The 26,999-nt window shown below is 41.2% G+C and carries 23 protein-coding genes; 11 read left to right on the top strand and 12 right to left on the bottom strand.

Annotated elements, in window-relative coordinates; translation table 11 throughout:
* Positions 1–2 precede the first annotated feature (2 nt).
* Positions 3–2,534 carry a M14 metallopeptidase family protein gene (locus J5X91_RS11025; protein WP_208834857.1) on the top strand — a complete coding sequence of 844 codons (2,532 nt, stop codon included), beginning with the start codon at positions 3–5 and terminating at the stop codon, positions 2,532–2,534.
* An 11-nt stretch (positions 2,535–2,545) separates the two neighbouring features.
* Here the strand turns inward: J5X91_RS11025 and J5X91_RS11020 are convergent, their stop codons facing one another.
* The gene (locus J5X91_RS11020) at positions 2,546–3,223 is read right to left on the bottom strand and encodes a ComF family protein (protein ID WP_208834849.1); all 678 of its coding nucleotides are present in this window, start codon (positions 3,221–3,223) and stop codon (positions 2,546–2,548) included.
* 74 nt (positions 3,224–3,297) lie between these two features.
* Between J5X91_RS11020 and bioH the strand changes: the two genes are divergently transcribed.
* The 3 genes from bioH (at position 3,298) to J5X91_RS11005 (ending at position 5,306) form a co-directional block, all read left to right on the top strand.
* Complete coding sequence (gene bioH / locus J5X91_RS11015) at positions 3,298–4,035, top strand: pimeloyl-ACP methyl ester esterase BioH (protein WP_011329485.1); 738 nt, start codon at positions 3,298–3,300, stop codon at positions 4,033–4,035.
* 90 nt (positions 4,036–4,125) lie between these two features.
* Positions 4,126–4,434: a hypothetical protein gene (locus tag J5X91_RS11010; protein ID WP_011329484.1), complete on the top strand. Its 309-nt coding sequence runs from the start codon at positions 4,126–4,128 to the stop codon at positions 4,432–4,434.
* A 5-nt stretch (positions 4,435–4,439) separates the two neighbouring features.
* Positions 4,440–5,306 carry a putative metalloprotease CJM1_0395 family protein gene (locus tag J5X91_RS11005; RefSeq protein WP_208834848.1) on the top strand — a complete coding sequence of 289 codons (867 nt, stop codon included), beginning with the start codon at positions 4,440–4,442 and terminating at the stop codon, positions 5,304–5,306.
* A gap of 313 nt (positions 5,307–5,619) precedes the next feature.
* Here the strand turns inward: J5X91_RS11005 and J5X91_RS11000 are convergent, their stop codons facing one another.
* The 4 genes from J5X91_RS11000 to greB form a co-directional block, all read right to left on the bottom strand.
* Positions 5,620–7,944, bottom strand: coding sequence for a Tex family protein (locus J5X91_RS11000; protein ID WP_011329482.1), 2,325 nt, complete (start codon positions 7,942–7,944; stop codon positions 5,620–5,622).
* A 169-nt stretch (positions 7,945–8,113) separates the two neighbouring features.
* Entirely contained in the window at positions 8,114–8,695 is a 582-nt protein-coding gene (locus J5X91_RS10995) for a CBS domain-containing protein (protein WP_086998923.1), read from the bottom strand.
* Positions 8,696–8,745: 50 nt separating this feature from the next.
* Positions 8,746–9,057, bottom strand: coding sequence for a hypothetical protein (locus J5X91_RS10990; RefSeq protein WP_011329480.1), 312 nt, complete (start codon positions 9,055–9,057; stop codon positions 8,746–8,748).
* A gap of 118 nt (positions 9,058–9,175) precedes the next feature.
* On the bottom strand, positions 9,176–9,655 hold the full coding sequence (gene greB / locus J5X91_RS10985) for a transcription elongation factor GreB (RefSeq protein WP_011329479.1): 480 nt from the start codon (positions 9,653–9,655) through the stop codon (positions 9,176–9,178).
* A 193-nt stretch (positions 9,656–9,848) separates the two neighbouring features.
* On the opposite strand from greB, the gene ompR reads away from it, so the two are divergent.
* Entirely contained in the window at positions 9,849–10,568 is a 720-nt protein-coding gene (ompR, locus tag J5X91_RS10980; protein WP_058374346.1) for a two-component system response regulator OmpR, read from the top strand.
* 5 nt (positions 10,569–10,573) lie between these two features.
* The gene (gene envZ, locus J5X91_RS10975; protein WP_086998926.1) at positions 10,574–11,875 is read left to right on the top strand and encodes a two-component system sensor histidine kinase EnvZ; all 1,302 of its coding nucleotides are present in this window, start codon (positions 10,574–10,576) and stop codon (positions 11,873–11,875) included.
* 72 nt (positions 11,876–11,947) lie between these two features.
* On the opposite strand, the gene J5X91_RS10970 is transcribed toward envZ, so the two are convergent.
* Both J5X91_RS10970 and speE read right to left on the bottom strand, forming a co-directional pair.
* A complete protein-coding gene (locus J5X91_RS10970) occupies positions 11,948–13,990 on the bottom strand; it encodes a glycoside hydrolase family 97 protein (RefSeq protein WP_208834847.1) in 2,043 nt (680 codons plus the stop codon).
* 179 nt (positions 13,991–14,169) lie between these two features.
* The gene (gene speE, locus J5X91_RS10965; RefSeq protein ID WP_208834846.1) at positions 14,170–15,033 is read right to left on the bottom strand and encodes a polyamine aminopropyltransferase; all 864 of its coding nucleotides are present in this window, start codon (positions 15,031–15,033) and stop codon (positions 14,170–14,172) included.
* A 200-nt stretch (positions 15,034–15,233) separates the two neighbouring features.
* On the opposite strand from speE, the gene speA reads away from it, so the two are divergent.
* The 3 genes from speA (at position 15,234) to J5X91_RS10950 (ending at position 19,541) form a co-directional block, all read left to right on the top strand.
* Entirely contained in the window at positions 15,234–17,114 is a 1,881-nt protein-coding gene (speA, locus tag J5X91_RS10960) for a biosynthetic arginine decarboxylase (protein WP_179807481.1), read from the top strand.
* Positions 17,115–17,187: 73 nt separating this feature from the next.
* Positions 17,188–18,060, top strand: a complete 873-nt coding sequence (locus J5X91_RS10955) for an acyltransferase (protein ID WP_011329473.1) — start codon at positions 17,188–17,190, stop codon at positions 18,058–18,060.
* 227 nt (positions 18,061–18,287) lie between these two features.
* Positions 18,288–19,541, top strand: a complete 1,254-nt coding sequence (locus tag J5X91_RS10950) for a mechanosensitive ion channel family protein (RefSeq protein ID WP_011329472.1) — start codon at positions 18,288–18,290, stop codon at positions 19,539–19,541.
* On the opposite strand, the gene chrA is transcribed toward J5X91_RS10950, so the two are convergent.
* A complete protein-coding gene (chrA, locus tag J5X91_RS10945; RefSeq protein ID WP_208834845.1) occupies positions 19,507–20,658 on the bottom strand; it encodes a chromate efflux transporter in 1,152 nt (383 codons plus the stop codon). The two genes, J5X91_RS10950 and chrA, sit on opposite strands and share 35 nt — an antisense overlap.
* Before the next feature lie 186 nt (positions 20,659–20,844).
* Here chrA and J5X91_RS10940 point away from each other — a divergent pair, with 186 nt between their 5' ends.
* The gene (locus tag J5X91_RS10940; RefSeq protein ID WP_011329470.1) at positions 20,845–21,474 is read left to right on the top strand and encodes an OmpA family protein; all 630 of its coding nucleotides are present in this window, start codon (positions 20,845–20,847) and stop codon (positions 21,472–21,474) included.
* 12 nt (positions 21,475–21,486) lie between these two features.
* Here the strand turns inward: J5X91_RS10940 and J5X91_RS10935 are convergent, their stop codons facing one another.
* Complete coding sequence (locus J5X91_RS10935) at positions 21,487–23,262, bottom strand: ABC transporter transmembrane domain-containing protein (RefSeq protein WP_011329469.1); 1,776 nt, start codon at positions 23,260–23,262, stop codon at positions 21,487–21,489.
* A 309-nt stretch (positions 23,263–23,571) separates the two neighbouring features.
* Here J5X91_RS10935 and J5X91_RS10925 point away from each other — a divergent pair, with 309 nt between their 5' ends.
* On the top strand, positions 23,572–24,189 hold the full coding sequence (locus J5X91_RS10925; RefSeq protein WP_179807485.1) for a LysE family translocator: 618 nt from the start codon (positions 23,572–23,574) through the stop codon (positions 24,187–24,189).
* A gap of 71 nt (positions 24,190–24,260) precedes the next feature.
* Here the strand turns inward: J5X91_RS10925 and J5X91_RS10920 are convergent, their stop codons facing one another.
* From J5X91_RS10920 to J5X91_RS10910, 3 genes are all read right to left on the bottom strand, one after another.
* The gene (locus tag J5X91_RS10920; protein WP_179807486.1) at positions 24,261–24,998 is read right to left on the bottom strand and encodes a MipA/OmpV family protein; all 738 of its coding nucleotides are present in this window, start codon (positions 24,996–24,998) and stop codon (positions 24,261–24,263) included.
* Positions 24,999–25,244: 246 nt separating this feature from the next.
* Positions 25,245–26,336: a hypothetical protein gene (locus J5X91_RS10915; protein WP_208834844.1), complete on the bottom strand. Its 1,092-nt coding sequence runs from the start codon at positions 26,334–26,336 to the stop codon at positions 25,245–25,247.
* A gap of 316 nt (positions 26,337–26,652) precedes the next feature.
* On the bottom strand, positions 26,653–26,997 hold the full coding sequence (locus J5X91_RS10910) for a rhodanese-like domain-containing protein (protein WP_192531955.1): 345 nt from the start codon (positions 26,995–26,997) through the stop codon (positions 26,653–26,655).
* Positions 26,998–26,999 lie beyond the last annotated feature (2 nt).

Raw genomic sequence — 26,999 nt, 5'->3', positions numbered from 1 at the left:
TAATGGTGGCAATACTGAGTTTTTCAACTCAAGCTAAACCATTGTCTTACTACTTTGCAGAGGATGTTGAGTTTGATCCAAGTATACCCACTCCAGAGCAAGTGCTTGGTTATCAAGTAGGTGAGTGGCATGTAAGGCACGATCAGTTGGTGCGTTATATGGAAATACTAGCACAAAAAAGTGATCGAATTAATTTTGAAGTAATAGGGCGCACGCACGAACAGCGACCATTAGTGATGCTGACTATTACCGCCGCCAATAAATTAAAAAATATAGAGCAAATTCGCCAAGCCCATTTAGCGCGTTTAACGCCTAGCAACACGCAATCATCAGAGCAGCCTGGTGTTGTATGGATGGGGTACAGCGTACATGGCAATGAGTCGTCGGGCAGTAATTCTGCATTGCTGGTGGCGTATTACTTAGCCGCAGCGCAAGGTAATGAAATAAATGAGCTATTAAATAATACCGTTATTTTACTCGACCCTTCACTTAATCCCGATGGTTTAGCTCGTTTTGCTAATTGGGCTAATAGTAATCGTGGTATGAACTTATCGTCAGACCCCGTTACCCGGGAACACGTGGAAAGCTGGCCAAGTAGCCGTACTAATCATTACTGGTTTGACTTAAACCGCGACTGGTTATTACTACAACACCCAGAATCGCGTGCGCGTATTGCAAAGTTTCATCAGTGGAAACCAAATATTTTAACCGACTTTCATGAAATGGGGCCAAACAGCAGTTACTTTTTTCAGCCCGGTATTCCATCGCGCAAACACCCGATTACGCCTGATGAAAATGTCAGCTTAACTAAAGCAATTGCAAATTATCATGCTAAAACATTAGACGAAAATAATGCGCTATACTTCACCGAAGAAAGCTTTGATGACTTTTATTACGGTAAAGGCTCAACTTACCCAGACGTAAATGGTGGCGTAGGTATTTTATTTGAACAAGCCAGTTCGCGCGGGCATATTCAAGAAACCGTAAATGGGCCTCTCAGCTTTGCTTTTACTATTAAAAACCAGCTGCTTACTAGTTTATCAACATTTAAAGCTGCGATAGACAACCGCCAAGCCTTACTCGATTACCAAGCTAAGTTTTATAACCAGGCGATAGATTTAGCAGCCGATGAAAGCTTTCAAGGTTATGTAGTTGCAGGTGCAGCCGATAACACCCGAGTTAACGACTTTTTAAGCTTACTGCAACAGCACCAAATTAACGCTTACCCTTTAACAAAAGAGCTAAAAGCAGGTGGTGAAACTTATTCTAGCAATAGCTATTTTGTGCCTTTAGCACAGCCACAATACCGTTTAGTTAAAGCTATTTTTAGCGAACAAAAAAACTTTGCCGATAACACTTTTTACGATGTATCTGGCTGGACACTAGCGCATGCATTTAATTTACCCTTTGCTAAAGTAACCAGTAGTTGGGGATTAAAAGTTGCTGATAACGCATGGCAACAAGCCGCTACACCGCGCTTTGCACAACTTAATGAAGGGTATGCATTTGGCTTTTCGTGGGATGATACCTTGGCGCCAAAAATGCTCAATAGTTTACTGCAGCAAGGGGTAAAAGCCCGTGTTGCATTAAATTCATTAACGGCTAAGTCAGTAAACAGCGAAGAAGTAAATTTTGCAGCGGGGAGTATTATTATTCCTGCAGGGTTACAAACAAATAGTGATTGGATAGCACAGCTTAATCAGGCGCAAAATGAGTTTGGCATTGCTATTAAGCCAATAACGTCAGGATTAACCAGTAAAGGTGCCGATTTAGGGTCACGCTCAATGGCGGTGCTTAGCGCTCCCAAAGTGCTGCTGTTAGGCGGTAAAGGGGTAAGCCAATATGAAGCTGGAGAAGTGTGGTACTACCTAGACCGTTTTGTGGGTGTTGCTCCAACCATTATTGAGCTAGAGCGTTTGGGCTCAATTGAGCTAAGTAATTACAGCCATATTGTGCTGGCTCATGGTAACTACAGTGGTTTATCTGACGCTGATAAAGTGGCCATAAAAGGTTGGGTTAGAAAAGGCGGTGTTATTTGGGGTCACAAAGGCGGTGCTAAATTTTTAGCGGATCAGCAACTATTAAAAGCCAGCTACTTGTCTCGCAAAGAAGTAGCCAGTGCGTTTAAAACCGACGGTTTAAACTATGCTGATAAAGAGCATTTAGCTGGGCGTCAGCGTATTGCAGGCGCTATTTTTAATACCCATGTAGATTTAACTCACCCACTTACCTTTTCATTACCACGTAATACGCTACCTGTATTTAAAAATAGCACTTGGTTGCTGGAGACCTCAGAGGCACCGTTTGTTAATGTGCTTACCTATACTGAGCAGCCATTACTTGCGGGCTTTACCGATGCTGTAAATGTTACTCAAGTTGCCGGCGCAGCAGGCTTAATTGCGCACTCTTACGGGCGTGGAGCAGTAATTGGTATGACCGACGATCCGGTGTTTAGAGGTTATTGGTACGGTACAAGTAGGTTACTTAGTAACGCATTGTTTTTTGGCCACACGTTTCGGGTAAGTGGCGACTAACTATTAAAATTTTAAATAGGCGTTAAGCAAGTGGTAAAAGCCCACACTTGTTTAGCGCCTGCCTGTTTTAAAGCCTGGGTGGCTGCATTAAGTGTAGCGCCTGTGGTCATAATATCATCAACAATTGCCACCGTTTTACCACTCATATCTGCAGTACATATAAATGCGTCTTTTAAATTTTTAACCCGCTTAGCTTTAGTTAGCTTAGATTGTGCGTGCGTTTTTTTATTACGTAACAGCGAATCACTAAGTAAATTAAAAGATGATAAACACGGTTGCCATACTTGTGTTACTTGATTAAAACCGCGCTGAAAAAATCGACTTTTATGCAGTGGTAATATAATAAAGGTATCGGGCAGCGGGTAACCAGGAGTAAAAAAAGTACTCAATTGTTTAGTAATAACTTGTTGTAATGCATTTTTATAATGTATTTGATTATTAAACTTAAGTTGCTTCAGCCATTGCTCAAAAGGGGGCTGGTAAAACGCACAGGAAAATAACTTATCAAATTCGCAGTTAGGAAACATTTCAATAATATCAGGGCGATATAGCAAGTTTTTTTGCTCGCTTAAATCAAATAATGGTAAATCTTCTAAGCAATACTCACACAAGCCCAGCGCGGCTGGGACTGGGCCTTGGCAAAGTACGCAATGCGACTCAAACAGCCAATTTATAAATGCGTGCTTCATCGGATAAATATACTCATTACAATCGCCTAGTTAAACGCTATTATAAACTTCAGTTTGGTTAAGGTTTGGCAAATATGCAAAATGAATTAGTGTTACTACATGGTTGGGGTATGAACAAAGGTGTATGGCAATTAGTGCAGCCAGAGCTAGCATTTATTCATAATAACAACGTACGCAGTATTGATTTACCTGGCTACGGTAGTAGTAAAACATGCCCAAACCCTTATACCTTACACAGCGCTGCAGCACTTTTAAGTGAGCAGTTAAAACCACACTCTATTTTAATGGGTTGGTCTTTAGGTGGGTTATTTGCACTATATATTGCTAAACATTGGCCCGAAAAAGTAGCTAAAGTGATACTTGTTGCTGCTAGCCCCTTTTTTGCAGAGCAAGCGCCGTGGCCGGGTATAAAAGCACAGGTTTTAACGCAATTTAAAGAGCAGCTTGTTAATCATGGTGAAAAAACCATAGAGCGATTTTTAGCTATTCAGGCAATGGGCAGCGAATCGGCTCGTGATGACGTAAAACAACTTAAACAATTGCTAAATCAATATAAAGCCCCTGAAAATGAGGCTTTGACTGCGGGTTTAGATATTTTACAAAATGAAGATTTACGAGCGCTATTTACTCATTGCCCTGTGCCTATAAGCGCTATATTTGGTCGTTTAGATGCACTTGTTCCTTATAGAGCAATTGCCCAAATGGCAGCACTTAATACTGAGTTTGAGTATGAAGTATTAGATAAAGCGTCACATGCTCCTTTTATTTCTCATAAAAATGAATTTATATCTGCCGTTAAATCAATGCTTTAAAATAGAGCGACGAATAGCGCTGGTTAAAGCTTTATTTTGCGCATTAGTTGAGCGATAATTAAACAATATTTATTTTAATGGAGATTTAATATGCCAATAGGATCTGCATTTAATAGTGGCCTAGAAGGGTTTAACCGAGCTAGCCAAGGAATTGAAAGAGCCAGCGCAGAAATTAACCGTGCCAGTATTGAACAACAAGACGATGCGCAACTAGCACAGCAGCGCCAACTTACGGCTGCTCGCTCAGAAGAAGCGGTTACTGCGCCAGTAGCAAAACCTGCCCGTATTGATGAAGCTTTGGTAAACTTAAAAGTTGAAGAGTTTAACGCTAAAGCGAATACGCAATCGATTCAAACTGCCGATGATGTGCTCGGTACATTAATTGATATAAACGTTTAAATATTATGAATATTGTCACGCCATTCCCGTCTATTAATATAAACACCGCAAATGTTTATACCGAAACTGCACGGCGTGATAATCAGTTGCGAGAAGTTATTCCCCCGCCAGCATCAAGTACGGCTAGTAGCACCGAAAATAAAGCCCAAAGTGATGCCGAAAAAGCTAAATTACCGGGTAACAGTGACCCAGCTACTTACGACGCTAAAGGAAAGCTGATAGGTGAAAAGTCTGTTGAGGCACGTGACGAAAGTTCAGGCAATTCAGATAATGCTGAGCAAGAAAACGAGCAAGAAAAAAACCAAACAACAGAACAAGAAGCAGCAAAAGAAGAGCAGCAGTTAGCGCAACAAGCACTACAAATTAAAGAGCTTAAAGCGCGTGATACCGAAGTACGTGTGCACGAACAAGCGCATGCAGCAGTGGGTGGGCAACATGCGGGCTCGCCTAGTTATGAGTATCAGCGTGGCCCAGATGGCACTAATTACGCTGTGGGTGGCGAAGTGCAAATAGATGTGGGGGCTATAAATGGCGATCCACAAGCAACCATAGAAAAAATGCAAACAGTACGTGCAGCAGCACTTGCCCCTGCTCAGCCATCGGGCGCAGATAGAGCAATTGCTGCCGATGCCACGCAAAAAATAGCCACCGCACAGGCTGAACTTGCAAGCCCAAAAAGTAATGAAGACGAAAAAACAACAAGTAAAGCAGCCGCTTCACTTTCAAGTAATGATAGCAGTGAAGAAAAAACAGCAAAAAGTGCAGAGCAAACTCGCGATACACAAGTTGAAGCACGCGCTGGGCGCATTGCTAATTTTTATCAAATGGCGACATCGCCCGCAAGCAACAGCGGTTTTTCAGCGCAAATATAGTTAACCTGAACTCTGGTTAAGAGATTTACTAACGTATTGAATTTATAATTATATTTAACTTTATTTTCTCTAGCCAGAGATTTTCAGTGAAAATAAGGCGAGTTTACGCGTCAATAGCTGGCCTATTGCAAGTAAATTCAACGCAGTTAGCGCTGAAAATAGCTGCTTGAGATAGGTTTATTATCCGGAGATCAGGTTAGTTATGTAGCTTAAGCAATACTGAGCTTAAAGCTCTTATCAAAATACCCAAATAAAAAAACCGCTAACGCGGTTTTTTTATTTTTAGCTAGATTTATTCGGAGCTATATAAGTATTACTTTTTCAGTTTAGCGTTAGCAAATGCATCAGCAAACGCATTGCCCATTAGCGCATTACCATTATCACGCTTTGGCTTAGCAGCTCTTGGCTGTGAGTTGTTGTTAGCGCGTGGCTTTTGCGCAGCAGGAGCTGCTGGCTTATTACTGGTATCAATGTCGTCATCTAGGCGCATGGTAAAGCTAATGCGTTTACGTGCGGCATCAACTTCAACTACTTTAACTTTTACAATGTCACCGGCTTTAACAACTTCACGCGGATCAGAGATAAACTTATTAGTAATTGATGAAATATGTACTAAACCATCTTGATGTACACCTACATCAACAAAAGCACCAAAATTAGCAACGTTAGATACAACACCTTCTAAAATCATTCCTGGTTTTAGATCGCTTATTTTTTCTACGCCGGCTTTAAATTCAGCAGTTTTAAACTCAGGGCGAGGATCGCGCCCAGGCTTATCAAGCTCGCTAATAATATCGGTAACGGTAGGTAAACCAAATTTATCGTCAATGTAGTCGTTAGCGGCTAACTTATTTAAAAAGTCGCTGTTACCCATTAAGCTATTTACATCAATGCTATTGTGCTCACAAATACGCTTAACAACAGGGTAAGCCTCAGGGTGAACGGATGAGTTATCTAGCGGATCGCTGCCGTTGTTAATACGTAAAAACCCTGCGGCTTGTTCAAACGCTTTTGGCCCTAAACGCTCTACTTTTTTAAGCTCACTGCGTTTTGCAAACGAACCATTAGCATCGCGGTAGTTAACAATATTTTGCGCTAAGGTTTTGTTTAAACCAGAAACGCGGGTTAGTAATGGCACCGAGGCCATATTTAAATCTACGCCTACAGAGTTTACACAGTCTTCTACTACTGAGATCAGGCTTTGCCCTAATTGGCTTTGCGATACATCGTGCTGATATTGACCTACACCTATGGCTTTAGGCTCAATTTTAACCAGCTCAGCTAGAGGGTCTTGTAAACGACGGGCAATAGAAACCGCGCCTCTTAGAGAAACGTCTAAATTAGGAAATTCATTAGCAGCAAGTTCTGAGGCAGAATAGACCGATGCACCCGCTTCGCTAACCATAATTTTATTAAGTTTAAGCTCGGCATTAGCTTTCATTAGTTCAGCAATTAACTTATCAGACTCGCGAGACGCGGTGCCATTACCAATCGCAATAAGCTCAACCTTATGTTGACGACAAAGTAGCTCTAAGGTGCGTACAGATTTTTCCCAGTGATTTTGTGGTGCATGTGGGAAAATAGTTTGTGTGGTTAAAAGTTTGCCAGTGCTATCTACAATCGCAATTTTACAACCGGTACGTAGACCAGGATCGAGCCCTAGAGTAGTACGCGGGCCAGCTGGTGCGGCCATGAGTAGGTCTTTTAAGTTTTTAGCAAATACATCAATTGCACCGGTTTCGGCTTTTTCGCGCATAGCCGCTAAAAATTCATTTTCTAAGTGTAAGCCTAGTTTAATTTTCCACGCCCACTGCACCACAGTTAATAGCCAGCTGCTAGCTGCTTGGTTTTTAATATCTAAGCGATAATGATCAGCTATCATTTGAGCACAAAGTTGCGCTGAATTTTCTGAGCTTGGTTCAGGATTAATATTAAGCTGTAAAATGCCTTCATTACGGGCTCTAAGCATAGCAAGCGCACGGTGCGAAGGTACTTTTTTAAGAGCCTCTTGATGCTCAAAGTAGTCACGATATTTAGCGCCAGCTTGTTCTTGGCCTTTAATTAAGCTGCTTTCAATAACCCCATTTTGACTAATGTAGCTTCTGAACTTCGCGAGTAACTTGGCGTCTTCGGCAAAACGCTCCATTAAAATAAACTTAGCACCTTCAAGGGCTGATTTTGTATCAGCTATGCCTTTATCGGCACTTACAAACTGCTCAGCTTGCTGCTCTGGATCTAGGTTGGCATCATTAAATAGTGCATTGGCAAGCGGCTCTAATCCCGCCTCTATTGCTATTTGCCCTTTGGTACGACGCTTTGCTTTATAAGGCAGGTATAAATCTTCAAGCTCAGTTTTACTTTGTGCAGCATTAATATCGGCGCTTAGCGCTGCAGTTAGTTTTTTTTGTGACTCTATAGTTGATAAAATAAAGCTACGGCGCTCTTCAAGCTCTCGTAAATACGACAACCTTTGCTCTAACAACCGCAGTTGCGTGTCGTCTAGTCCGCCGGTTACTTCTTTTCTGTAACGGGCAATAAAAGGAACCGTTGCGCCTTCATCAAGTAACTTTGTTGCTGCAACAACTTGTTGCTGTTGTGCGTTTAACTCACTGGCTAAACGTGCAGAGATATCGCTCATGCAAAAACCTTATAAAACAAAAATAAGACCAGTTAAATTAACTTAACTGGCGGGTCAATTGCTTGAATAATATCACAGGGGAGGGTAATAAAAAGGTCTTAAAGCAAGCTATTTTGCTTGCTTTAAGATGTAACAATCAAAGCGATAACTTTAATTGTTGTAAAGCGCTTTAATGGGGGTGATCTACGCTCTCTAGTACTTCACTAAATGAGTTAGCAATAGGGGTTATGTGCACAGGTATTTGCAGTGTTTTGGCAATTTCGCGAGCTGAAATTAAGCCACATATTTCATTATTAGCAGTAGTCACTAATAAAAACATAGCGCCACGGTGCTCCATTGTTTGTAGTGCATCGCCAATACATGCGTAGCTTAAGCTTTGCATGCTTACACCGAGTAAATTAGTTAACGGGGTCATTAAGTGGTGTAAGTTAACTTCGCTGCGCGGCAAGCCTATACGCTGGGCTATTATCATTGTTTTTGAGCTTTGTAAGTCTGCACTCGAAACAATGCCTATTAGCTTATGCTGCTCGTCGGTGACTAAAATAAAGTTTGAAGGTTGCACACTAAGTTGTTTTAGCGCTTGCTCAATGGTTGTATCGAATGATGCACGCACTGGTATTTTATTCGTAAAGTTATTAATCATTTTAATAGCAGGAGAGGTTAAATCAATAAGCGGTTGTTCAACAGCAAACGTGTTAGCAATAACGCCATGAGAAATATCTTGAATACGAAGTTCTTTAAAGTTAGACATATTAGTCACCTTATTTAGTTATAAAATTTAATAGTTTGAAAAGTAAGTTATTAAATTAAATAGCTAGGTGGGCCTCGCTGATGCGCGCAGCTAAAAGGTTTGTCTAAAATAGTACTCTGGTAATAAGAGTAGGGTGCTTTAGGGAGTGGTTGCAGTACCCTAAGGCTAATAACATAGGCATGAGAATCAAAGTCTATGTCGGGATTTGTTTGATCAGGAGTGTCACAAGCAATAAAGTGGGGAGTAACTATACTTGAGTCTAGTTGTGTGTTTTTAGGGCTAGCATGCAAAGTCAAACTTACACTCATGAAGAGTGCAAACAATACGGCATTACTTAATATGCGCGATACTATGTTTGACATAAATACGACCTTAATTAACGAGTCTCAAATTAAAATTGTGTAACTTGAGTTAAATCAGTTATAGCTCATTGCATTAAGTTACACAATAAAAAGTTAATATGATCTGAATCAAAGCAGCTTAACTATTTTTTTGATAGCTAATGCTATTTACGTACCACTGTTTTTTGCCTTGAGGGGTGATAACGTCAAACTCGTCATCTACTTGTTTTTTTAACAACGCTCGCGCCATTGGTGAATCAATCGAAATATAGTCTTTACGCTCGTAAATTTCATCGGGACCGACAATTTTAAACTTTTTAGTCTCGCCTTGCTCATTTTCAATTTCAACCCAAGCACCAAAAAACACTTTGCCATCTTGCACAGGCGAATAATCAATAATTTTTAAGTCGGGTATGCGCTTACGTAAGTAGCGCACACGGCGGTCTATTTGCCGTAGAAGCCGTTTATTATATTGATAATCTGCATTTTCAGATCTATCTCCTAGGCTGGCCGCCCAGCTTACTATTTTGGTGATTTCAGGGCGTTTTACATTCCATAAATGGGTATGTTCTTGTTGTAATTGTAAGTAGCCTTCGCGGGTAATTAAGTTTGTTTTCACGCCATGTTCTTTTTTAATACTCATACAGAGCAAGGTATTAAAATAACCCAAACTTGTCGAGTGTATTATTAATAAAACACGCGCACAAATGAGTTTGAAATGTTCAGTAACAATCTAAGCGGCTAATAAATTGTTGCTTACAGGTTTTTTCATTTATATTAATGGGTAATAGATTATAAAAATAAGAAACACAATGGGACACGAAACGACAAAAGTATTGGTTGTAGATGATGACATGCGTTTACGCAGCTTACTGGAGCGCTATTTAGTAGAGCAAGGCTTTATTGTAAGAACAGCGGGTAATTCAGAGCAAATGGATCGGCTTATCGAACGTGAAAACTTTCATTTAATGGTGCTCGATTTAATGCTGCCGGGTGAAGATGGTTTGTCTATTTGTCGTCGTTTACGCCAAAAAGAAAACGACATTCCAATTGTTATGCTTACCGCTAAAGGTGATGAGGTTGACCGTATTATTGGCCTTGAATTGGGAGCAGACGACTACATTCCAAAACCATTTAATCCACGAGAGCTGTTAGCGCGAATAAAAGCTATTTTACGACGCCGTGCCAAAGAAGTGCCGGGCGCACCTGCTGCAGAAGAAAACTTGATTGAATTTGGGCGATTTTCGCTTAATTTAGCCACTCGCGAAATGAGCGAAGGCGATAAAACAATTTCCTTAACCAGTGGCGAGTTTGCAGTGCTTAAAGCGCTGGTCTTGCATCCACGTGAGCCGCTGAGCCGTGATAAATTGATGAACCTAGCGCGCGGGCGAGATTACAGCGCACTGGAGCGCAGTATTGATGTGCAAGTGTCGCGACTTCGCCGCATGATTGAGGTAGATGCCGCCAGCCCACGTTATATTCAAACCGTTTGGGGCTTAGGGTATGTATTTGTTCCCGATGGTGAAAAGTAATTTATATGGGACTATTTCCGCGTAGTGCATTTGGGCAAACCGTTTTTTTAGTGGCGGCTTTGCTGTTAATAAATCAAATAGTATCTTACGTAACGGTGAGCTTATACGTAGTAAAACCTACCATTGAGCAAGTTAATTTAATGCTGGCTAAGCAAATTAAAACCGTATTTATTGACTGGGAAGATGGTGTTGAAGTAACCAATGAAGTATCGGATAAGTTTTTTGAAATTACCGGTATTGAAGTCATGACTCAGCATGAAGCAATGCGCAGTGGTTTGGGGCAAAGTCGCGAATATTCGGTATTATCGCGTAGTATGTCTGAGCAGCTAAATGGTTCTGCGCGGGTGCGTATTAGCCAAACCGATCCACTCATATACTGGGTAGAAGCCCCGCAAGCATTAGGTTATTGGGTAAAAGTGCCGCTTAGTGGGTTTAAAGAAAATAACCTCGAGTTTTTAACCTTTTACTTATCAAGTATTGGTTTTTTAAGTGTATTAGGTGGTTGGTTATTTGCTAGGCACTTAAATAGGCCGCTAAAAGCATTGCAACAAGCGGCGGTTAAGGTAGGTAAAGGCGATTTTAGTACTAAGTTAGCCGAACAAGGATCGAGTGAAGTTATTGCTGTAACACGGGCATTTAATCAAATGTCGCGGGGTATTGCTGCGCTTGAAAATGATCGTCGGCTGTTAATGGCAGGGGTGTCTCATGATTTACGCACTCCACTAACCCGCATTCGTTTAGCCACCGAAATGATGGCAGATGAAGATGACTATTTGCGTGAAGGCATTATTTACGATATTGAAGACATGAACGGCATTATCGATCAGTTCATTGAATATTTACGCCATCACAAACGTGAAGAGCTAAGCTGTGAGGACATTAACGCGTTAGTGGCAGAGGTAGTGCACACTGAGCTTAAACACCAGCGAGTAATTACCTTTAAAGGTAATCCTAGTATTGGCAATATACCTATTAGTGCAGTGGCAATTAAGCGTGTAATAACCAATATGATTGAAAATGCGCTGCGTTACTCAGAAGGTGATATTGAAGTGCTCTGCTATTTTAATAGCAATAAAAAGTATGTTGTTATTGCGGTAAACGATAGTGGCCCGGGTATACCAGAGGGCGAACTGGAGTCGGTATTTGAGCCGTTTAAGCAAGGCGATACAGCACGTGGTAGCGAGGGCAGCGGTTTAGGGCTGGCTATTATTAAACGCATTATAGATATGCATGACGGTAAAGTTAAATTATCTAACCGGCCTGAGGGCGGGTTAAGTGCACAAATTTACTTACCAATTAAAGTATAATACCAACCCACTTTACTGCAGCGGGTTGGTATTAAGTTGTGCTGGCCAAAATTATAAATACGCAGTAAGCGATTAAAGTGCTTTAAAACGAATAGCCGTACCGCCACTGGTGGCCAGCTTAAGCGTTAATTTATCGCTTGCAGTAACAAGGCGTTTTTCGATAGTTAAATCGTACGGATTATTTTTCCATTCGGCATTCTTACCATCTTTATAAATATGTGCCTCAAACTGTTTGCCGTTATCTAAAAAGTCTAAACTAATCTCAATAGTACGCGCTTGCTCGTCAGTCACTGCGCCTAAATACCAGTCGTTGCCGGTATATTTGTCGCGCTTTCGCTCTTTTCGCGCAAATACAATAAAGTCACCTACTGCACCATCAAGGGCAATGCTTTGTTGCCAGTCGGTCGGTACGTCTTGAATAAATTGAAATGCATCGGGTTTAGCTAAATAATTTTTAGGTAGGTCGGCCGCCATTTGAATCGGACTATATAATACAACATACAATGCTAGTTGTTTAGCCAGCGTAGTTTGCGGGCGATTAGTATTAGCGCCTAAACCGTTAAAACTTAAATCGAAAATACCAGGAGTAAAATCCATAGGCCCAGCAAGCATGCGGGTAAATGCCAGCATAGCAATGTGCTCGGGTGGATTAGGAGGAGTACCCCATGCGTTAAACTCTTGTCCGCGTGCGCCTTCTCGAGTGATCCAGTTTGGATAAGTACGGCGCAGTCCGGTATCTTTAATCGGCTCGTGGGTGTTAATACTTATTTTATGTTTAGCAGCTAGCTTAACGTTATGTAAGTACTCGTTAACCATAAATTGGCCGTCGTGCCACTCATGGCGAGCTATACCGTTTTTGTCAATGCGCTTAATGTTTCCGCCATCGGCTACGTAACCGGTTTTAACTTGGCTAACGTTAGATTTTTCATACAATGCAAAGGCATCTGCCATTTGCTTGCGATAGTTACTGACGTTGCCGGATGTTTCGTGATGGCCAATGAGTTGCACGCCTGTTTGCTTAGAATATTTTGTTAGCGCTGCTATATCAAAATCATCGTAGGGCTGAGTAAAGCTAAACACATCACCATTAAAAAACCAGTCGCCATCCCAGCCTGTGTTCCAGCCTTCAACTAATACGCCATCAAAACCATATTTGGCGGCAAAGTCCATGTAGTATTTGGTATTTTTTGTAGTAGCGCCGTGCTTGTCGCCGCTGCCCCAAGTGTGTGTGTTTATATGCATACCCCACCAAATACCTATGTATTTACCAGGTTTTACCCACGACACGTCACCGAGTTTATTCGGCTCATTTAGATTTAAAATAATATCTGAGTTAACTAAATCAACGGCTTTTTCGCCAATTTGAATAGTGCGCCATGGGGTATTAAATGCGCCCTGTTTTTTAACGGCAACACCACTCGACCATGGCGTTAAATCGGCTTGAAAAACCCCAGGGCGGCGTTGATTAAGTACCATGGCGGCGTAATCAACAAGGGCGGCTTCATGAATACTAATATGCACACCATCTTGGTTTTTAAAGGTAAATGGCGTATGTACCAATGCGGCATCGTTTAATGGGCTGGTATTATATACATATTCGTAGCGATTCCAGCCGCGGGCAGGGATCCACCAAGCTGTCGCTGTGTGGCTGTTATTAACAGCAAACTCGGTAAGCTCTTTGGTTATTTCAATATTGTTAAGGCCTGCTTGTTTTGGTACTTCGTATCTAAAACCCACGCCACTATCAAACGCTTTAAAGCGCACGCTATAAGTACCACCTTGAGGTTGTGGCTTAGCAAAGGTTACAGTTACCTCGTTATGCTGATCTACAACCGTTTGTCGCTCGCCCCAAGGTTGTTGCCACTGAGTGTTGGTACTTTGTTGTTGAACTTTGGTTATTTTAAAGCTGTTACTAAACGGTGCATGTTGTTTAAATTCAAACCCGAGAGCAGAATTATTAATGACTGTTTTATTTTTAAAACTAATAGAATAACTAGGTGTACTCTGCTCGTCTGAGATGATTATTTTTATATTATCGTCAGGCGATTGTACGGTAGCTGTTTGAGCAACCGTGATACTTGAAAAAGCCATGAGTAGCAGTGCCAATGTGCGCATAATAGTTCCTTGGGTTAGCGACGTGTTTGGCTATCAAGCATAAAGCGAGAGGGTGGTGAATACGACAGGTTGCATACGTATTCAGGGTGATAAAAAGTGAGCAGTGAGGTTGCTTGTACGCTAAGCAATAAAAAAGGGCTCTGTTGAGCCCTTAATTTAGTATTGCTTAGATTGCGAGATTATTTTTTATCAAAAGCGCGTTGCATAAAGTTTGGCGTAGCTAATGCACCGTGATGAATGCCGTTGTTGTAGTATTCGCTGTTCTTTGCAATATCGGCTGCTGCATCTTCTCTAAAGCCATTAAAGGCTGCAGATTTACGCGCTAAAGTTACTGACCATAAACCACTTGGGTATATAGGTTGCGGGAATGGCAGTGTTTGTAAGTCGTTAAAACCTACCGTTAGCATAGCTTCGCGCATTTCAACTAATAACGGCATATGCATAAGCGGTGATTCGCTTTGTTGTACTAAAATGCCACCTGGGCGAAGTGCGTTTAAGCAGCTAGTGTAAAATGCATGATTAAATAAACCTTCACCTGGGCCTACTGGGTCGGTGCCATCAACAATAACAACATCGATTGATTCGCTTGCGGCTTCGCGCATGTATTTAATGCCGTCGTCAAACATAACTGTTGCACGAGGATCGTTGTTAGATTCACACAGCTCTGGGAAGTATTTTAACGACATTTGCGTTACTACTTCGTCTATATCTATTTGCGTAACGCTCTCTACACTAGGGTGCTTTAACACTTCGCGTAAGGTACCGCAGTCGCCGCCGCCAATAATAACTACATTTTTAGGTGCTGGGTGCGCTAAAAGTGCAGGGTGGCTGATCATCTCATGATAAAAAAAGTTTTCGCGGCTACTTACCATAGTGCAACCGTCGATGATCATTAAATTACCAAAGTCGGTGGTTTCGAACATTTCTACTTTTTGAAAAGGAGACTGTTTTTCATCTAACTTTTTGTTAATACGTAATGAAAATGCGCTGCCATCGCGGTCGCTAATTTCAGTAAACCACTTACTTTGATCTAAATTTGCCATAGTTACTATTACACTTTTTTAAGTTGAGGATGAAAAAGGGGGCAATTTTGCCAGTGCTTGACGTTTTGCTCAATGACATTTTAACTGATTTAACCAATAAAGTTAGTTAGGAATGAGGGAAAGTTCAATTTTTGTTAGCCTAGAGGATAGCGACGTATTAAAATGCGTCATTGTATTTAATTGATTAAAGAAGAGTTGCCATGACTTGGGGTTTAGAAACAGCACGTGCCACTTATAATGTTGCACATTGGAGTGAAGGCTATTTTGATATTAACGCACAAGGCGAGTTGGTGGCCTACCCAGATGGCGACCAAGCAAAGGCCGCAATTTCTTTAACGCAATTAACCGAACAATTTAAACAACAGGGTTTAACCTTACCAGTATTGGTGCGCTTTACCGATATATTACAAAACCGGGTAGATACGCTTACCAATGCCTTTACTCAAGCACGAGCAAATCGTGAGTATCAAGGCGAATATACCTGCGTTTATCCAATCAAAGTAAATCAGCAACGCTCTGTAGTGAGTAAACTTTTAGCTCACCCTAGCGGGCTGGTTGGCCTTGAAGCTGGCTCTAAACCAGAACTAATGGCTATTTTAGGGGTGGCAAAAGAGCCCATTACTATTGTGTGTAATGGCTATAAAGACAGTGAGTTTTTACGCTTAGCCTGTATTGGTCAGGCTATGGGTCACAAAGTTAAAATAGTGGTAGAGAAGCTCTCGGAGTTAACCACCTTACTGGAAGAAATTGATAATTTAGGCATTGAACCGGCTATTGGTATTCGTATTCGCCTAAACTCAGTGGGCAAAGGTAAATGGCAAAACACCGGTGGCGAAAAAGGTAAATTTGGTTTAACGGCAGGGCAAGTGCTTAGCGCTGTTGAAGTGTTAAAAAAACATAATAAATTGCACTTAATGCAAATGGTGCATTTTCATATTGGCTCTCAAATAGCCAATATTCGCGATATTCACCGCGCTTTGCGTGAATGTGCACGCCATTTTGCTGAACTTACTCAGTTAGGTGTACCACTTAATACCGTTGATGTAGGCGGTGGGTTAGGGGTTGATTACGAAGGTTCGGGTTCACGTAGTGCGTGTTCAATGAACTATACCGTTGCAGAATATGCCCGTAACGTAGTAAATGCGTTTTCTGAGGTGTGTGACCAACATCAATTAACTCATCCGGCCATTATTACTGAATCAGGGCGTGCGTTAACCGCGCACCACGCGGTATTAATTACCGATGTAATTGACGTTGAAAAAGCGCCTAATCACTTAAACCCAGAGGCGCCTGCGCAAAGCAGTACACTGGTATTAGATGAAATGTGGCAATGTTTACAGCGTTTAAGCCCGCGTATGGCGCTGGAAATTTATCACGACGCAATGCACTTATTTAGCGAAGCACACGATCAGTACGTACACGGTTTAGTGAGCATGCTAGAGTGGGCGAAAATAGAGCAACTTTACTTTACTATTTTACATCGGGTGCGCTCATCTTTGAGCAATAATGTGCGTGCGCATCGCGAAGTACTCGATGATTTAAACGAAAAATTAGCTGATAAATTATTTGTTAATTTTTCACTATTTCAATCGTTGCCAGATATATGGGGAATTGGCCAATTATTCCCAGTAATGCCTATTGAAAACCTCACTCAACCGCTTACCCAGCGCGCTATTATTCAAGATATAACGTGTGATTCTGATGGGCAAATTCGCGAATATGTAGAAGGTGCAGGTATAGAAACAAGCTTACCTATACCTGAATATACACAAGGGCAGCAGTATCATATTGCAATGTTTATGGTTGGCGCTTATCAAGAAATTTTAGGTGACTTACACAACCTATTTGGCGACACCGACTCAGTGCATGTGGAGTTAAACGATGATGGTTATGTACTTACTAACGCCATTAAAGGTGACAGCGTTAAGGATGTATTAAAGTGTGTTGACTATGATAGCGCCATTTTAGCAGACAACTTTGCAGAGCAAATTAATAAGCTCGATGTGTCTGAGCCATGTAAAGCAGGCTATTTAGCAGAGCTTAATGCGGGACTAGAAGGCTATACCTATTTTGAGGACTAACCTCAGCCATTATTAATTAAGTATAAAAAGCGCAGTAATTAGCTGCTGCGCGCTATTTAAAGGAATAGAAACAATGTCAGTTATCCGCAGTGTATTTAGTATTTTGTTGTACTTTATAAATACTCTTATTTGGTTTGTGCCAATTTTTATTTGTGGTGTTATTAAGCTTATACCAATTAAGCCGCTACAAAAGTTAATGAGTTGGGCCGCCAAACAATTTGCCACTATTTGGGTTACCTTTAACAGCTTAAATCAAAAATTATTTACGCCAACTAAAATTAACGTTACTGGGCTTGAAGATATAAAGCTAAAAGATTGGTATTTAGTTATAGCTAATCATCAAAGCTGGGTTGATATTTTAGTATTGCAACGCGTATTAAATCGCAAAATACCCTTTTTAAATTTCTTTTTGAAAAAAGAGCTTATTTACGTGCCTATATTAGGTTTGTGCTGGTGGGCGCTTGATTTTCCGTTCATGACTCGTACGAGTAAAAGTCAGCTTAAAAAGAACCCTAAATTACGCGGTAAAGATTTAGAAACCACGCGTAAGGCCTGCGAAAAATTTAAAGAAATGCCAGTAAGTGTGGTTAATTTTGTAGAAGGTACGCGCTATACGAAGCAAAAGCACGCTCGCCAAAACAGCCCTTTTCCACATTTGTTAAAACCCAAAGCAGGAGGCGTTGCCTTTGTAATGCAAGCTATGGGAGAGCAAATTACTAAAGTAGTTAATGTGACTATTCATTATCCTGAGGGCATTCCGACCTTTATGGATTTTGCCAGCGGTAAAGTAAAAAATATAAACGTACATGTTGAAGTAAGACCGGTCAGTGACGAGCTAATTGGTGACTACACTAACGATCCCGACTTTAGAGTGCGCTTTCAAAGTGAGCTTAATCGGTTATGGAAAGAAAAAAACCAAACATTAATAAACCTTGAACAAAAATAAATGCATAAAAATATGAGCCTACAGTTACGCTAAAAACACTTAGCTATTCACGGTCAATACAGATTAACTTAGGTAGTGTTTTTTAATGTCACTTTGCTTGGCTCTGTTAATTTTACAGCGGGTATTACCCGCTGTAGTTACTATAATTGGTTATGCTGCAATGGCGCTTTTTACTCTAGCTAGCACTGTAATTTTAAACCTAACTCCCGCAAGGAAATAAAAATACCATGACCGATACCCACTTACAGAAGTTAATAGCGCCTTGGTTTGAAAAAGTGCCCGACGCTTTTTTTCTAAGCACTATTACTGCCGTCGCCATTGGTATATTTTCATTATTATTTGTGTACTTATTTACTCGTCGCTTAATGTTTCCTGCGATCCAAAAAATTGTTACTAAAATCTCACCTGAACGCATTGGCTTACTTGCACCTATGCTAAACAAGCTCAATAAGCGCATAGCTTGCTTACTTTGCTGTGCATTGTTTCTAGCCACATTTGATAGTGTGTACCCGGTGAATGAGATTGCAGAGGAAATTTTAAAAACCTTAGGCCAAGCGCTGCTCATTATTTATGCGGGCTTTATTTTTAGTAGCATAGTGAGTATTGCGGGCGCTATTTATAATCAATTAGATTTTGCCCGCGAAGTACCCATTCAGGGATTAATTCAGGTTGTTAAATTAATTACCTTTATTGTCAGTGTTATTTTAATTGTTAGTATAGTGCTAGAAAAATCACCTACTTATATTCTCTCGGGTTTTGGTGCTATTGCCGCCGTCACTTTATTAGTATTTAAAGACACCATATTGGGGTTTGTCGCAAGCATTCAAATTGCAGCCAATAGACTCGTTACGTATGGCGACTGGATCCAGGTAGATAATTATGGGGCCGACGGAGAAGTAATTGATTTAGGGTTAAACACAGTAAGAGTGCGTAACTGGGATAATACTGTAACGACTATTCCTACTTACATGTTAGTAGCAGGTTCATTTAAAAACTGGCGTAGTATGCAAGAGTCTGCCGGGAGGCGCATGAAGCGCTCGCTTAATATTGATATGAATAGTATTTTTTTAGTTGAAGATGATTTTCGCCAGCAAATAGAAGCGGCTATACCTTTGGCCGACTACATTCGTACGTCTTCACTGCCTGATCCTGTGTCTAATTTAGGTTTGTTTCGCCGTTATGCCGAAGGTTACCTAAAGCAACATAAAAAAATCAATACTTCACTGACCTTGCTAGTACGTGAGTTACAGCCGACAAACCACGGCTTACCGATTGAGTTTTATTGCTTTAGTAGCGATAAACGTTGGATATCGTATGAGCATTTACAAGCCGAAATAATGGATCATTTATTGGCTGTGTTACCTATTTTTGGCCTGCGTCCGTATCAAAGTGTGAGTGGCCAATTTAGCCCACCCACAGCCGTGCCTACAAGCGAAAAACCTAAAATTAAAGTGCCCAATAATACTGAGCCAACCCCGTAGTAATAAAGAGTATTAACAGCCACCAAATAGGTGGCTTTTTTAATCTTAGCCAAGCGAATGCTGCAATAACTAGCGCAATGTGCCAAAAATTGTGCACCGCCGATGTCCAAATAGGTGAATACAGCGCCGCAGCTAAAAAACCCACTACAGAGGCATTAAGTGCGGCAATAACACTGGCAAAGCGAGGCTTGTTGGCTAAGTTTAACCAACTTTTTTGAAACGCAAGTATGAGTAAAAACCCGGGCATAAATATAAGTACAGTGGCTACGATAGCGCCAAATAAAGGTTGTTCGGTACTTAGTTGTGCACCTAAGTAAGTAGCAATGGTAAACATGGGTCCAGGCACAGCTTGCGCGCTTGCATAGGCGCTCAAAAACTGATCGCTGCTTAGTGCAGGTACGCTTGCTTGCAATACAGGTAATACTACATGGCCACCACCAAACACCATGGCACCTGCTTGATAAAAGGGGGCAAACAAAGCTAATTCAGTAGTCAAAGGAATGAAACTGAGCACTAGCAGCAGTGTAAATAACCCTAAAGCGAGCCAATTTATATTACTTTTTGACTTACTTTGCTGTGCGGGTTCCGGATTTAATTTTAATAATGGCCATATTGCACCCACAGCAGCCGCGGTAATTAAAATAGCTATTTGTGTGCCCAGCAGAGGAAAAAGTATTAAGGCTAACGTGCTTAGTACGGCTAATAGCTTTAGGGCTGCGCTAGTGCAAAAGCTCTTTGCCATACTTAATGTGGCATCGGCGACAATAACCACAGCAAACAGTTTTAACCCAGCAATAATGGCAAAATAAACAGCATCAAACTGATGCGCACTTATAGCCAATAGCAACATAATTAAAAATGATGGTAGGGTAAAACCAATAAAGGCAGCAATGCCACCAAGTACACCCGCGCGCTCTACCCCAATGGCAAAACTAACTTGACTAGAGCCAGGCCCAGGCAAGGCTTGGCTTAAGCTTATAAGCTGTGCATAACGGGTGTTAGTGAGCCAATTTAGGGTATCGACAAAATGGCGCTTAAAATAGCCTAAGTGAGCAGCAGGGCCGCCAAAACTCATGCAGCCAAGTAAAAAAAACTGTCTAAAAATAGCAATTAACATTACGCCCCAATCCTCGTTATAAATTATAAAATTATCATCCAGTAGTATGACATATTTATGAACTCAGCTATCGATAGTATTTTTGTTGTTATACAGCATAAAACGCTAATTATAATAGATTCTTCATGGCTTGTTCATTCATATATTTGCATAATAGCGCAAAATACTAAATGGATAGGGCATAACATGACTTTAACTAAATCACTTTTAAGCGTAACGGTAGTGGCTGTATTACTTAGCGGTTGTGAAATGAATAACACAGGTAAAGGAGCGGCAATTGGCGCTGCAGCTGGTGGTGTATTAGGTAAGGCTACTGGTAATCATAAAGATAAGCGTATCTTTATTGGTGCTGCAATTGGTGCATTAGCTGGTGCTGCAGTAGGCGATTACATGGACAAACAAGAAACCGCTTTTCGTGACGAATTAGCGGGTTCTGGTGTTGAAGTGGTACGTGAAGGCGATAACTTACGTTTAGTTATGCCGTCAAATATTACCTTTGCAACCGATCAGTCGTATATTTCGTCGGGCTTTCACAATACGCTAAGTGCGATTGCTAAAGTGATGAACAAATACGAAAAAACTTATTTAAGCGTAGAAGGGCATACCGATAGCACAGGTAAAGATAGCTATAATATGAGCCTTTCACAGCAACGCGCTCAAAGTGTTAAAAACTATTTAGTTAATCAGCAAATTATGGCTGAACGAATTAGCACTACAGGTTATGGTGAAACACGTCCAATTTCATCAAACGATAGCGCAAATGGCCGTGCACAAAATCGTCGTGTAGAAATTCAAATAGTGCCTAACACGCAATAAGCACATAAAAATCTAGTCTTTATTGAACTGTAGTTCACATAAGCGCTGGTACAACGGGGAGCTTTGCAGTAATTGCTGATGGCTCCCTGTTGCTATTATTTCTCCGTGTTCCATTACCACAATCATATCTGCATGTTTTACCGTTGCCAGACGATGCGCAATGATCAACGTTGTTCGGTTTTGCATTAAGTGCTCAAGTGCGGCTTGTACATGGTGCTCGCTTTGTGCATCGAGTGCGCTGGTGGCTTCATCGAGTAATAGTATTTCAGGGTCTTTTAAAATTGCTCGCGCGAGTACAATGCGTTGCTTTTGACCGCCCGATAGTCTCACGCCTTGTTCCCCTAAAAAGCTGTTATAGCCTTGTGGTAGCTGTTGAATAAACTCATCAGCATGGGCATGTTTAGCCGCCGCATAAACCTGCTCGTCGGTAGCATCTGGATTGCCGTAGCGAATGTTATGCATTACATCTGAGCTAAATAAAATAGGGTTTTGTGCCACCATGCCCATTTTATTACGCAGCGTATTGAGTGATAAATCTTTAATATTTACATCACGAAACTTAATAGCACCGCTAGCTGGATCGTAAAAGCGTTGTAGTAATTCAAATAAGGTGGTTTTCCCTGCACCAGAAGGACCCACAATTGCCACTGTTTGCCCTTGCTGTATGTTTAAACTCACATTATTAAGTGCGCTTACATCGGGACGAGATGGGTAATTAAAGCTAATGCTTTCAAGTGTAATGGCAGAGTGGTTAGTGCTACTTAGGAGCTTTTCGTCTTGTGGGGAAATAGGGTTTTCAATTTCGCTTTTTACAGCGAGTAATTCTAGTAGCCTTGCAGCAGCACCTGCTGCGCGCTGCAGCTCACCATAAACCTCTGCCACAGTTGCAACCGACATGGCCACCATAATAGCGTAAAACACAAAGGCACCTAGCTCACCTCCAGTCATAGTGCCGGCTAGTACATCGCTGCCGCCAACCCATAACATAGCGCTGATGGCACTAAAGGTTAAAAATATAACGGCGGCAATTAAAAACGAGCGTTGTTTTATACGGCTTTTAGCGACGTTAAAGGCTTTTTCGACCTCCAGAGCAAAAGCTTGCTGCTCTCGCTGTTCGTGGCTATAGCTTTGCACTACTTTAATATTTTGAATGATCTCACCGGCGTAAGTACTTATATCGGCAATAGCACTTTGGCTGCTACTGGCTAACTTTCTCACTTTGCGGCCAAATACCATCATGGGCACCAGTACTAAAGGTACACAAGCAACGACCACTAAGGTCAGTTTTAAATTGGTAAACAGCAGCATGGCTAAACCACCCACTAGCATTAATGCACTGCGTAGCGCCATTGAAAAAGAAGAGCCAATAATAGATTGCAGCAAAGTGGTGTCGGTGGTTAACCGCGACATTAACTCACCGCTGCGGTTTTCTTCAAAATAACTTGGGTGCAAAGTAACAATACGGTTAAACACCGCTTTACGAATATCGTTACTGACACGTTCACCAATCCACGACATTAAATAAAAACGACTAAAGGTGCCCACCGCTAATAAACTAATTAAGCCTATAAGTACCAGTACTGCTTGTTGCAACTGTGCTTGAGATCCTGCTATAAAACCATGGTCAATAACAAATTTAACGCCTTGGCCTAATGATAAATTAACCCCCGCCGTCACTAAAAGAGCAATAAGGGCGGCAATAACCATCAGTTTATACGGTTTAATAAACGCAAAAACAGGTAATAAACTACTAAACGCGGCTTTTTCTGCAGCAGGGGCTTGAGACATAGTGGGTTCTTTTTAATGATTGAGCTTTATATATGGCGTCTGTAAACTAAAATTCAATAGTGCTAAAAATAATCAGCAAGGATAAGTGATGACAAATAAAACGGATAATAAACAATGCAAAAAATAGTTGAATTTAAAAAGCGCGGCTTTTTTAGTCACGGCATAGATGTAGATGCATTGAACACGCGTATCTATCAATTAAACTAACAAGGCTGGCGAGTTATAAACGTTACCACGGCAACGGGCTTTCAAGGGCAGATAACGGCGTATGCGTTGTTAATAGAAAACAATGAATTAGAAGGGTAGTGAATGCTTTTATCGGTGTGGTTGAGTTTAGCAGTTGTGTGCATGATGGGCGCGATGTCGCCAGGGCCTAGTTTGGCGGTGGTATTAAAGCATACCTTAAGTGGTGGCATGAAAAATGGCATGCTGGCGGCATTGAGTCATGGCTTAGGCGTGGGATTGTATGCAGCGGCATCCTTACTTGGGTTAGGGGCGTTGATGCTGCAGTTTCCTACTGTTTATCAAATGTTGGTGTATTTAGGGGCTGCCTATTTAGCGTATTTAGGGATTAAAATTTTACTTGCTAAAGCGCACGGTAGTGAACTGCAAGTGCAGCACAGTGAGGTAAGTAGTAAAACAGCCTTGCAAGATGGTTTTGCTATTGCGTTTTTGAATCCTAAGTTGGCGATTTTCTTTTTAGCATTATTTTCGCAGTTTATTGACCCACAAAACCTAACCTTAAGCATAGGGATAATTATGTGCCTAACGGTGCTGGTTATTGATACCGGCTGGTACTTGCTGGTGGCATTACTTACCGAGATGTCTAAAAACCGCTTTGGTTTTAACCAGCAAAATGTCTGGCTTGATAAGCTGTTAGGGCTAGTGTTTATTGCGTTGGCTATTCGCGTGGTAGTGAGCTTGTAGTCATCGTTTTTACTCAGTGAGCATAACAAAAGCCGAACATTAACTGTGCGGCTTTTTTAATAATGCATACGCTAAAACTGATAGCTTACAGACAACATGGTGGTGGCAATATTATCGCTATCGACAATTGGTGAATCTTCAATATCAGCGTCTAGCTGAGTATATTTAACGAGGCCATTCAGGTGCCAATTTTTATTCAGTTGATAACGTAATGACAGCCCCGCATTATAATTCACGGTTGAACCGAGTTGGTAAGGCGCATAGCGGGTTGACTCGCCGGCGGCTACACCGTAATAATAATTCGATACATTACTGCTATTAATTACCACGCCTATAAACGGGGTAAGTATTAACTCTTTGCTGAAGATTATGCTGTAGTTGTAGTCACCATTAAACTTCAGGCCATCGCTGTGGCCTAGTATATCATGCGTTACACTTGCATTGAGGCGGCCAAAATTTGCGGCGTAACTCACTTTCGTTCCCGCGTATAATGACATCTTGCGCTCATTAAGTGCTTTTATGGCTGGATTGTCGGAGTCTGATGAGTCAAAAAATTGCCCCGGTGCTAACGTGGCAGACCAGCTAAAGCCGTGTTGTTGCAGTAATGTATAGTCGAGTGTGTAGCCACGTAGCGTTAGCTTTTCACCTTGGTAGTTGATCATAGGTAACGCCATCACTTTCGTGTCGGTATTGGCATAGGGCGAATCAACGGCGATCACGCCGCCAGCCACAGACCATGGCGAGTCAGCATAAGCAGCTGAGGTTGTAACAAGTAAGGTGCTGAGCAATATGGGTAATGGTTGTTGCATATTTTAGTAGCTATAAAGTTGCCTAGTAATTTAATAAGTAAGTTTAACGGCAATCGAAAGCCAGTGTTGTAAGTTACTGTATAAAAGTTTGTCGTAATGTAAAGATGGTAAGCGATTTGGTTACGTGTATGCCTGCGCTGATGCAATGCAGCAGCGATAGCTGCTTGGGTGTGGTTGCATTTAAGCCAAGCTCGGCGAGCGCGCGCTCACTGTTCACCGCCATTTTTTGAGCTAATTATATAAGGTCTAGCAAGACACCTTGATTGTAAGCATTTTTACACCATTGATATAGTAATGCTTTTCGCAAACTTGATTATCCCAGCCGCCACCACCAGAGCTGCCACCACCAGAGCTACCACCACCAGAGCTACCACCACCAGAGCTACCACCACCAGGGCTTGGCGAAGAAGTGTTTGATGGGAGTGTATGATCTAAAGCATCTTGAAGGCATTGATCTACAGTATTACTCGTTGTTTTTTGAAGCTGATTTAATGCAATTCCATCTAAATAAGTTAAAAAGGGATTCACTGATACGCTTAGTGCGCCAAACTCTCTTATCCACTTTATTGAGAAAACTACGTCGTACAGCCCTGTACTACCTGTAGGAATATCTTGGTTTTGATTAAAACGCACGCTTGTATTAAAGTTTTTACTTACTTTTTTCCAAGTGCCTTGATATGAAATTCCGCCCACACCAATTGAAAAACCTTCGCTACTATATTCCTTGGCATGAAAAAAGCGTTCTGGATCCTCAAAATCTGCTTTAGCTTTATTGTTTAACTTATGCTGTAGTTCGGATGCAGTTCGCCCTTCAAATACTGCTTTTACTGCATCTGTTATATGAGGGGGACAGCTGTTTTCAGTATTTGAATGAATCATATTGAGTGGGAGGTGCTGGCTTACTTGTAGTGGTGATACATTTAGCTCTGCCTGCATTTCTTTTATAAATTTAGAGAAATTTTTGTCAGTTGTTTTTAACCTAGATATTGCGGTTTCATCATTGTTGCTCAAAGACGTTGGTTCTGCATATTTATTGAGGAGAGGCATATTTGAGCCTTGATGATGATGCCCAACCATAAATGCAAAATGCCCATTACCAAGTACATCTGCAACTATAACCTTTTTAGGATTTGAGTAGCATGCCTGATTATCAATTGTGATAATTTCGTTTGGGTCTGATGAGTAGCATTGAGTTAATGGGGGGTTATCTTTTGCCAACTGATAGGCTTCATCGTAATTACAACCCTCGCACATAAATAAAGTAACGTTGTTATTATTTGCTTCTGCAGCATTTGCAAACACAAATAAAAAAGTCAGAAATATGATTATATATTTCATTTATTTCCCTTAAGTATTAATTTTTGTCCCTATTTTAGCTAATTTAAAATTAGCACACCAAATACCAACAGTCAACAATGGTAATAAACACTATTTTAACATCAAGAGAAATAAAGGTTGTAGCGTTAAGGTTGATTGATGGGGGGTTAATGTAGTAGTAAATCCTCTTTGCATTTTTATAAAAAAACAACTTGAAAAATATTATTAATAGGAAAAGCTGAAATAAAAGAAATAATGACGATTGGTAGATGCTTTTAAGTAAAATTTTTTAAACAAAGTTGAGGGCGATCATACCTGATCGCCTAGCTATTTTAACTCAAAACACCTCATGTACTTTTTCTGCTTTACAAGTAATAACTGTGACATTTTCGTAGCCAACCCGCGTAAGTGCTTCGGCGCCAAGAGTAGCGCGGGCTGCACTGGCGCAGTGTAAATAAATGGGCCGTGAGGCGTCTTTTTCTAGCTCCATTAACTTCATTTCGAGTAAGCCACGCGGAATGTTGATTGCTCCAGGCGCTGCTTTCGCGGCATGTTCAGCCGGTTCGCGTACATCAATGAGTAACCCTTTATTGCTTGCAAGCTCTTGCTTTGCTTGTTGGGCGTCAATACGGCGCTGGTTAGGGATAATTGTTTTTAATAAGTCGGGAATGGATGTAAGCATTT

Origin of the sequence: Pseudoalteromonas sp. K222D, assembly GCF_017653575.1 — a bacterium.
Taxonomy (GTDB): domain Bacteria; phylum Pseudomonadota; class Gammaproteobacteria; order Enterobacterales; family Alteromonadaceae; genus Pseudoalteromonas; species Pseudoalteromonas nigrifaciens.
This window is presented reverse-complemented; position numbering and strand designations above follow the sequence as displayed.

Coding starts and splice junctions, on each gene's coding strand:
- J5X91_RS11025 (WP_208834857.1), top strand. CDS start 3: ATGGTGGCAATACTGAGTTTTTCAACTCAAGCTAAACCATTGTCTTAC.
- J5X91_RS11020 (WP_208834849.1), bottom strand. CDS start 3,223: ATGAAGCACGCATTTATAAATTGGCTGTTTGAGTCGCATTGCGTACTT.
- bioH (WP_011329485.1), top strand. CDS start 3,298: ATGCAAAATGAATTAGTGTTACTACATGGTTGGGGTATGAACAAAGGT.
- J5X91_RS11010 (WP_011329484.1), top strand. CDS start 4,126: ATGCCAATAGGATCTGCATTTAATAGTGGCCTAGAAGGGTTTAACCGA.
- J5X91_RS11005 (WP_208834848.1), top strand. CDS start 4,440: ATGAATATTGTCACGCCATTCCCGTCTATTAATATAAACACCGCAAAT.
- J5X91_RS11000 (WP_011329482.1), bottom strand. CDS start 7,944: ATGAGCGATATCTCTGCACGTTTAGCCAGTGAGTTAAACGCACAACAG.
- J5X91_RS10995 (WP_086998923.1), bottom strand. CDS start 8,695: ATGTCTAACTTTAAAGAACTTCGTATTCAAGATATTTCTCATGGCGTT.
- J5X91_RS10990 (WP_011329480.1), bottom strand. CDS start 9,057: ATGTCAAACATAGTATCGCGCATATTAAGTAATGCCGTATTGTTTGCA.
- ompR (WP_058374346.1), top strand. CDS start 9,849: ATGGGACACGAAACGACAAAAGTATTGGTTGTAGATGATGACATGCGT.
- envZ (WP_086998926.1), top strand. CDS start 10,574: ATGGGACTATTTCCGCGTAGTGCATTTGGGCAAACCGTTTTTTTAGTG.
- J5X91_RS10970 (WP_208834847.1), bottom strand. CDS start 13,990: ATGCGCACATTGGCACTGCTACTCATGGCTTTTTCAAGTATCACGGTT.
- speE (WP_208834846.1), bottom strand. CDS start 15,033: ATGGCAAATTTAGATCAAAGTAAGTGGTTTACTGAAATTAGCGACCGC.
- speA (WP_179807481.1), top strand. CDS start 15,234: ATGACTTGGGGTTTAGAAACAGCACGTGCCACTTATAATGTTGCACAT.
- J5X91_RS10955 (WP_011329473.1), top strand. CDS start 17,188: ATGTCAGTTATCCGCAGTGTATTTAGTATTTTGTTGTACTTTATAAAT.
- J5X91_RS10950 (WP_011329472.1), top strand. CDS start 18,288: ATGACCGATACCCACTTACAGAAGTTAATAGCGCCTTGGTTTGAAAAA.
- chrA (WP_208834845.1), bottom strand. CDS start 20,658: ATGTTAATTGCTATTTTTAGACAGTTTTTTTTACTTGGCTGCATGAGT.
- J5X91_RS10940 (WP_011329470.1), top strand. CDS start 20,845: ATGACTTTAACTAAATCACTTTTAAGCGTAACGGTAGTGGCTGTATTA.
- J5X91_RS10935 (WP_011329469.1), bottom strand. CDS start 23,262: ATGTCTCAAGCCCCTGCTGCAGAAAAAGCCGCGTTTAGTAGTTTATTA.
- J5X91_RS10925 (WP_179807485.1), top strand. CDS start 23,572: ATGCTTTTATCGGTGTGGTTGAGTTTAGCAGTTGTGTGCATGATGGGC.
- J5X91_RS10920 (WP_179807486.1), bottom strand. CDS start 24,998: ATGCAACAACCATTACCCATATTGCTCAGCACCTTACTTGTTACAACC.
- J5X91_RS10915 (WP_208834844.1), bottom strand. CDS start 26,336: ATGAAATATATAATCATATTTCTGACTTTTTTATTTGTGTTTGCAAAT.
- J5X91_RS10910 (WP_192531955.1), bottom strand. CDS start 26,997: ATGCTTACATCCATTCCCGACTTATTAAAAACAATTATCCCTAACCAG.